The 7,279-nt window shown below is 70.1% G+C and carries 5 protein-coding genes; 3 read left to right on the top strand and 2 right to left on the bottom strand.

All coding sequences use genetic code 11. The features are described from left to right. Positions 1–57: 57 nt before the first annotated feature. Positions 58–1,656: an ABC-F family ATP-binding cassette domain-containing protein gene (locus tag ACFWFR_RS15555; protein WP_056647151.1), complete on the bottom strand. Its 1,599-nt coding sequence runs from the start codon at positions 1,654–1,656 to the stop codon at positions 58–60. 535 nt (positions 1,657–2,191) lie between these two features. On the opposite strand from ACFWFR_RS15555, the gene ACFWFR_RS15560 reads away from it, so the two are divergent. Together ACFWFR_RS15560 and ACFWFR_RS15565 are read left to right on the top strand one after the other, a co-directional pair. Continuing rightward, positions 2,192–3,094: a neutral zinc metallopeptidase gene (locus ACFWFR_RS15560; protein ID WP_377623563.1), complete on the top strand. Its 903-nt coding sequence runs from the start codon at positions 2,192–2,194 to the stop codon at positions 3,092–3,094. Positions 3,095–3,269: 175 nt separating this feature from the next. Continuing rightward, complete coding sequence (locus ACFWFR_RS15565; RefSeq protein ID WP_377623564.1) at positions 3,270–3,878, top strand: dihydrofolate reductase family protein; 609 nt, start codon at positions 3,270–3,272, stop codon at positions 3,876–3,878. A gap of 674 nt (positions 3,879–4,552) precedes the next feature. Here ACFWFR_RS15565 and ACFWFR_RS15570 read toward each other — a convergent pair. Further along, entirely contained in the window at positions 4,553–6,166 is a 1,614-nt protein-coding gene (locus ACFWFR_RS15570; RefSeq protein ID WP_377623565.1) for an FAD-dependent oxidoreductase, read from the bottom strand. A gap of 343 nt (positions 6,167–6,509) precedes the next feature. On the opposite strand from ACFWFR_RS15570, the gene ACFWFR_RS15575 reads away from it, so the two are divergent. Further along, the gene (locus tag ACFWFR_RS15575; protein ID WP_191805885.1) at positions 6,510–7,169 is read left to right on the top strand and encodes a Rid family hydrolase; all 660 of its coding nucleotides are present in this window, start codon (positions 6,510–6,512) and stop codon (positions 7,167–7,169) included. Positions 7,170–7,279 lie beyond the last annotated feature (110 nt).

Genomic DNA, 7,279 nt, shown 5'->3' on the forward strand with positions numbered 1-7,279 from the left:
CTCCGAGGAGCAGGCGGGCCGTTCGTGTCGCTGCGGGTACCGGTGGCTACCGGTCGCTCAGGCCAGCGAGATGAGCTCGGCGTAGGAGTCGTTCCACAGGTCCTCGTCGCCGTCGGGCAGCAGCAGGACACGCTCGGGAGAGAGCGCCTCGACCGCGCCGTCGTCGTGGGTGACCATGACCACGGCTCCCTCGTAGTTCTTCAGGGCGTCGAGGATCTCCGCGCGCGAGGCCGGGTCCAGGTTGTTGGTGGGCTCGTCGAGGAGCAGCACGTTCGCGCCCGACACGACGATGGTCGCGAGCGCGAGGCGCGTCTTCTCACCACCGGACAGGACGTGCGTGGGCTTGTTGGCGTCGTCGCCCGAGAACAGGAACGAGCCGAGCACCGAGCGCACCTGCGTGTCGGTGAGGTCCGGCGCCGCGTGCCGCAGGTTCTCGACGACCGTCACGTCCATGTCCAGGGTGTCGTGCTCCTGGGCGTAGTAGCCCAGCTTGAGCCCGTGCCCCGCGATGACCTCGCCCGTGTCGGCCTTCTCGACGCCCGCCAGGATGCGCAGCAGCGTCGTCTTGCCGGCACCGTTGAGCCCGAGCACCACGACCCGGCTTCCCCGGTCGATCGCCAGGTCGACGCCCGCGAAGATCTCCTGCGACCCGTAGGACTTGGACAGCCCCTCGGCCGTGATGGGCGTGCGCCCGCACGGGGCCGGCGTGGGGAAGCGCAGCTTGGCGACCTTGTCGCTCACGCGCTCGCCCTCGAGGCCCGAGAGCATGCGCTCGGCGCGCTTGATCATGTTCTGCGCGGCCACGGCCTTGGTCGCCTTGGCGCGCATCTTCTCGGCCTGCGCGAGCAGCGTGCCGGCCTTCTTCTCGGCGTTGGCGCGCTCGCGGCGGCGACGACGCTCGTCGGTCTCGCGCTGCTCGAGGTACGCCTTGTAGCCCAGGTTGTACTGGTCCAGGACGCCCCGGTTCGCATCGAGGTAGAAGACCTTGTTGACGGTCGCCGAGAGCAGCTCGACGTCGTGGCTGATGACCACGAACCCGCCCGAGTAGTTCTTGAGGTAGTCGCGCAGCCACAGGATCGAGTCGGCGTCGAGGTGGTTCGTCGGCTCGTCGAGCAGGAGCGTCTCGACGCCCGAGAACAGGATGCGTGCGAGCTCGATGCGGCGGCGCTGACCACCCGAGAGCGTGTTGAGAGGCTGCGCGAGGATGCGCTCGTCGAGGCCCAGGTTCGAGGTGATGCGCTGCGCCTCGCTCTCCGCGGCGTACCCGCCCGCGGCCGTGAAGCGCTCCTCGAGCTTGGGGTAGCGGTCCATCGCGGCCAGGTGGGTGTCCGCGTCGGCGCTCGCCATCTCGCCCTCGGTCTCGCGCATCTTGCGCACGAGGACGTCGAGCCCGCGCGCCGAGAGCACGCGGTCCATCGCGATCACGTCGAGGTCGCCCGTGCGGGGGTCCTGCGGCAGGTAGCCGACCTCGCCCGTGCGCACGATCTGCCCGGCCGTGGGCTGGGTCTCCCCCGCGAGGGTCTTCGTCAGGGTGGTCTTGCCCGCTCCGTTGCGACCCACCAGACCGATCCGGTCTCCGGCAGCGATGCGGAAGGACGCCTCGTCCAGCAGGACGCGGGCGCCGACGCGCAGCTCGACGGCATGGGCAGTGATCACAGAGAGTTCCTCCGGCGGGGTCGTGGGGTGTCCAGGAGTCTTGCCCGGCGCGGGTCCGCGCCGTGTGCGAGACACAAACGCCACCGATTCTAGTGCCGCGCGGCTGCGGACGGAACGGGATTTCGCGGGCTGGTCCGTCACAGTGGGTGACGCGGGTGCGGCAGGGCGACCCCGGCGCAGGTACCGGTCCCGTTCCCGGTCGAGGCCGCGCGCGCCGACGGGGCTGCCGGGGTAGCCCGCGTCGACAACGTTGCCGGGTAGCCGGCGTCGAGAACGAGGTTGCGTTCGTCCCGGGGCCCAGGACGGACGCAACCTCGTTCTCGGCGACCACCTTCCCCGCCCGACGACGTCGCTCGCCTCCCCGGGGCACGCCGCGGCGGGGCGAGACGACGGCGCGGGGCGGGCGGCGCCGTCGGGCCGGGAGGGGCGGCTCCCCCGCGGACGGAGCCCGCGCACGGCGAGGTGCGCCGGCAAGTCGCCGACCGGACCGCGACCGCAGGGCGCCGTGACCTGCGGCGACGGGTAGCGTTGACCTGTGACGTTCAACGAGGGTGGTTCATTCGAGGGCGGCCGTGTCCGCAAGGGTGGCCGCGGCAAGGGTCCCGTGATCGCAGGCGGCGGCATCGCGGCCGTGCTCGTCGCGGTCGTGGTCGCGCTGCTCAACGGCGGCGACCTGGGCAGCGTGCTGGGCGCGGTCGGCGACCAGGTCCAGACGACCAGCACCGAGGACACCGGCCAGCAGCAGTTCGTGGAGGAGTGCACGGTCGAGCAGGCGAACACCGAGCGCGAGTGCCGGTTGTCCGCGACCGCGCAGTCACTCGACGCCTACTGGGCCGAGGCACTGCCCGCGCAGGTCGGGGTGGCCTACGTCGTACCCGACGTCGTGAGCTTCCCGGGCTCGACGCAGACCGCGTGCGGCGCGGCGACCAGTGCCGTCGGGCCGTTCTACTGCCCGCCGGACCAGACCGTGTACATCGACGTGTCGTTCTTCGACGAGCTGCGCGACCGCTTCGGTTCCTCGGGCGGGAGCCTGGCCGAGGAGTACGTCGTGGCGCACGAGTTCGGTCACCACATCGAGCAGCTCTCGGGGGCCATGTCGTCCGCGGACCGCTCGGGCACCGGACCCGAGTCCGACTCGGTGCGCATCGAGCTCATGGCCGACTGCCTCGCGGGCATGTGGGCGGGGAACGCGGCCACGACGATCGACACTGACCGCGGGGTGCCTTTCCTCCAGGAGATCACCCCGGAGGAGCTGAAGGACGCCCTCTCCGCGGCCTCCGCCGTGGGCGACGACCGCATCCAGCAGTCCGCGACCGGCTCGGTGAACCCCGAGGCGTGGACGCACGGCTCGAGCGAGCAGCGCCAGCGCTGGTTCATGACGGGCTACGACGGCGGGACCTTCCAGGACTGCAACGCTCTCGAGGCCTCGACGCTCTGAGCGCTCTCGTTCCCGCTTCCCCTGACGGCGATCGTCGGACTGCGTACTGGCGCCGAGCGCACGCGCGCCTCCGGCGGACCGATGAGTTCTCGGTCGCGCAGCCGTCTCACTGGTGAGACCAGGCCGCCCTCGAGCGGCATCACCGCACGGGAGCACCGAGGACGGGGACGGACCCATGGCTGAGCTGCTCGTCGACTTCATCACCTCGCTCGACGGCTACGCGTCGGGAGAGGGGTGGCCCGGATTCTGGGGGCTCGAGGGCCCCGAGTACCTCGGGTGGCTCCAGGAGCAACCCGAGGTCACGTATCTGATGGGCGCGACCACCTACCGGCTGATGTCGGGCTTCGCGGCGGGCCAGGTGCCGGAGGGGACGGACGAGTTCACCGTTGACGAGGAGGCGTCCGTCGACGAGCTCACGGCGGCACGGAAGGTGGTCTTCTCCAGCACGCTCGACGAGCCGCTGACGTGGGCCAACTCCACGCTGGTGCGGGGCGACGCGATCGAGGCCGTCCGCGCCATGAAGGACCACGAGGACGGGATCCTGAGCACGATCGGCAGCCTCAGCGTGGCGCGCGCGCTGCTGCGGGCAGGGCTCGTCGACCGGTTCAGGGTCGGGATGTTCCCCGTGATCACGGGCGCGACGGGATCGGAGCGGATCTACGACGGCTATCCCGACGTCGCCCTCGAGATGACCGCGCACCATACCTTCGACACGGGCATCCACATCGTCGAGTACCGCCCCCGCGTCCTGGAGCACCCACCGCTCCTGCCCGCCGACGGCTGAGAGCGCCTGGCCGGACAGGAGTCCGAGCAAGAGCGCGTAGGAGATCAAGGCAACGATCCCCACCGCCGCCACCTTCCGCACAAGCTTCTGTGGGCGCGCAACGACGAGTCCAAGCAGTGGGGGCAATGCGACGAGCGCAACCGAGATCGCAAAGTAACCTGGTGCAGCCTCGCATGCAGGAGCATCGAACGTTGGCGGGTCTGCACACTGATCACCGCTCGCGTCCAGGCCGAGTAGGAGCGCAACTCCAGCGGGTGCGGCGATGAGGGCGAATACAGCAAGTCCAATGATCCAACCCGCCGCCGTCCGGCGGTGGCGCGCCCGGTATTCGTCGGCGGAGAGGGGGCGCGTCTCTTCCTGGCTGCTGTCCACGGTCACAGAGTCCCTGAGAGATGAGGCATCCGCACGGCGCCACTTCCCGAGTACGCGCTACGCCTCGACGTGGGTCTCGGAGTCTAGCGGGAGGGCCGAGTTCGTGGTCGGGCTCTTCGTCGTCGCACACCGAGGCGAATCGGGGTCGGGCTCCGAGGTCGCCGCCCCGTGGGCCAACCCGTCAGACGAGCGTTCCGGCGCACGCGTTCTGAGCCCTGTACCTCGGCGCTGACGAGCGCACCTCGGGCGGCGAGCAGAGGTCCGGGCCCCTCGGACGAGCCGAGGAACCCGGACCGGTCGTGTCAGCTCGACATGACGCGCTGGTGGAGGTTCTGCACGGCGTACCGCGCCGACCAGAACGCACCGTGCTGCCAGGCGGAGATCTCGGACATCCAGTCGCCCGCGAAGTAGACGTTGCCGGCGCCCTGCTGAAGCTGCTTGAAGCGCGCGGACGCGGTGTTCGGGTAGGCCCAGGCGCCCTCGATGTACGGCACCTTGTGCCACGCGATCGAGAACGAGCTCTCGAGCTCGGTCCGGTACTTCTCGCCGTGGATCTTGACACCCTGCTCGACCGCCCGCAGCTCGCGCTGCTTGGGCGACATGTCGGCGTAGGCCCGCGCGTTGGCCCCCGTGTTGTAGTAGCCGACGACGAGGCCCTTGCGCTCCCCGTAGCCGTAGGACGGGTACCAGATGTGGGCCAGGTCCATGTCGGTCTCGGTGATGCCGCCGTAGATGCGGTGGTCGTCCTCCCAGAACCGCGACCGGTACTGCAGGCCGATCTTGCCCGCGGGAGAACCGACCGCGAACTCGCCCAGCGCCGCGTCGACGTCCGGGCCCCAGTTGGTGCTCCAACGACGCATGAGCCCCGCCGGGGCAGAGACGATCGCGAAGTCGGCGTCGATCTGGCGGGCCTTGCCGTTCGCAGCCGTGTAGGTGACCTTCACCCCGCTGCTCGTGTTCTCGACCCCGGTCACCGGCGAGCTGAAGAGCACGTTCTGCTTGCCGATGGCGCGCACGAAGTACTCGTAGGTCGTGTCCATGCCGCCCTTGGGCTGGAACATGAGCATCGACTGCTCCCAGTTGATCTCGAACGGGAAGTACTGCCCCACCTTCGAGGCGAGCACCTCCGAGACCGTGCCCGGTCCGGGCAGCGGCGTGCCGTGCTCGTTCCACGCCGTCGGGTACACCGAGTACCCGCGGTTGCTCCCGCCCTGGTACTTCCCGTCGGCCGTGAGCGACCCCCAGCTGCGCAGGAAGGACCGCAGGTTCTCCTTGTCCGCGGCGGTCAGCTTCTGGTCGAGCGCGCCCTGGTCGGCCGCCATGCTGAGCAGCTCCGAGGTGTAGCCGAACACGTCGGCCTTGGCCGTGCGGTACCGGACCGGGTTGCCCGGTGTGGCACCCGAGCGCTCGTTGTAGAGGTAGGCGTCGGCGTTGGCGTTCGTGAAGACCTCGTACGGCACACCCAGCTCGCGCAGGTAGTCCATGGTGACCATCCACTGGGCGATACGCCCTGCGCCTGCATTCATGTAGGTGCCGTCGGAGAACCGGGCGGTCTGCTTGACGCCGTTGACGTCCGTCTCGGAGTCGCCGTTGCGTATCGTCAGCGTCCGGCCGCCCGCGCGGTGACGCGCCTCGAGCACGGTCACCCGGTAGCCGGCCTTCTGGAGCTCGTACGCCGACGCGAGCCCGGCGGGGCCCGCTCCGATGACCACGACCTTCTTGGCGGAGCGCCCGGTCAGCGAGAAGTCGCTGCCCCTCGGGGGCGTCCAGGACTCGTTGCGCGGCTGTGCCGCGGCCGTCGGCGCGAGCCCGACGGCGCCCATCGTCGCGAACATGACACCGGCGCTGGAGCCCACGCCGACTGCCTGGAGGAAGTTGCGGCGTGAGACGCCGGAGGAGCCGTTTTCTGAGACCACGATGCCCTACCTCTCGTCTGTCGGTCTGACGGACGGGGGTCCACGGCCGCGAGCGCCGGGTGCCGCCGCCAGCACCGTGCGTGACGCTAGGCACTGCAGGTTCCCTGGACGGTTCCTCGGCGTTTCCTGGCAGTTGCCAGTGGTAACAAGTCTGTTTCGCACCGTTCCGCCTGGATGCTCCTCCGGGCAGATGGTGCGATTCGGGGCATCCGGGCCGACTTCAGCCCGAACCGCGGTGTTCATCGCGCCGAAACGGCACCTCACTACGGTCCTCGCCATCCGGTACCCACCGGACCGACACGTGCCAGGCGCCCCGCGCGCTGCACCGCCACTGGAGGTCCTCATGAAGAGCAGCGTCAAGATCATCGCCGCGGTCGTCGTGACCGCAGCCGTCGCCGTCCCGGGCACCGCCTACGCGAAGGGCAAGCTCTTCGAGCCCGCGCCGACCGAGGCCGTCTCGTTCATCACGGGCGACACCGCGTCGATCGCCGACGGCGTCGCGATCGGCAAGAACGTCGCCTGGTACAAGTCCTCGGGGCTCGGACCGTCGGCGATGAACACGGCCCCCGGTGTGTCGGCCGAGGCCAGGTACATCCCGACCGACGTCTTCCCGGGCGGGCAGCTGCCGGCAGGGGTCACGCTCACCGAGGCCCAGGGCATCAACGCACTCATGCGCATCGGCGAGAACCTCACGAAGGCCGGGTTGTCCTACGAGGACGTCGTCTCGATGCGGGTCTTCCTCCAGAACCCCGAGGGCGAGGCGAAGATGGACTTCGCCGGGTGGAACCGGGCGTACCGGCAGTTCTTCGCCAACACGAACCTCGCCACCGGGGCGACGCTCGACGTCCAGCTCGGTTCCGTGACGACCACACCGATGGTCGTGAACGAGGCGCGTCCCTCGCGGTTCGCGCTCGAGATCGAGAACCTGCCGGTCAACGGCTGGCTCGTCGAGGTCGAGGTGGACGCCGTCTACCCGGGGACGGACCACAAGCACTCGAAGTGAGGTCGGGCGGCGCCGCCCGCGGGGGACGAGGCGGCGGCCGGCCGTGGCGAGCGCGCCCGCCCCCGGTCCCCCGGGCAGCCCGTAGCGCGGGCTGACGAGCACGCCGAAGG

The sequence above is a fragment of the Oerskovia sp. NPDC060287 genome, assembly GCF_042726775.1.
Lineage (GTDB): Bacteria > Actinomycetota > Actinomycetes > Actinomycetales > Cellulomonadaceae > Oerskovia > Oerskovia merdavium.

Excerpts from the sequence above, each read along its gene's own strand:
- ACFWFR_RS15565 (WP_377623564.1), top strand. The coding sequence starts at position 3,270 with ATGGCTGAGCTGCTCGTCGACTTCATCACCTCGCTCGACGGCTACGCG.
- ACFWFR_RS15575 (WP_191805885.1), top strand. The coding sequence starts at position 6,510 with ATGAAGAGCAGCGTCAAGATCATCGCCGCGGTCGTCGTGACCGCAGCC.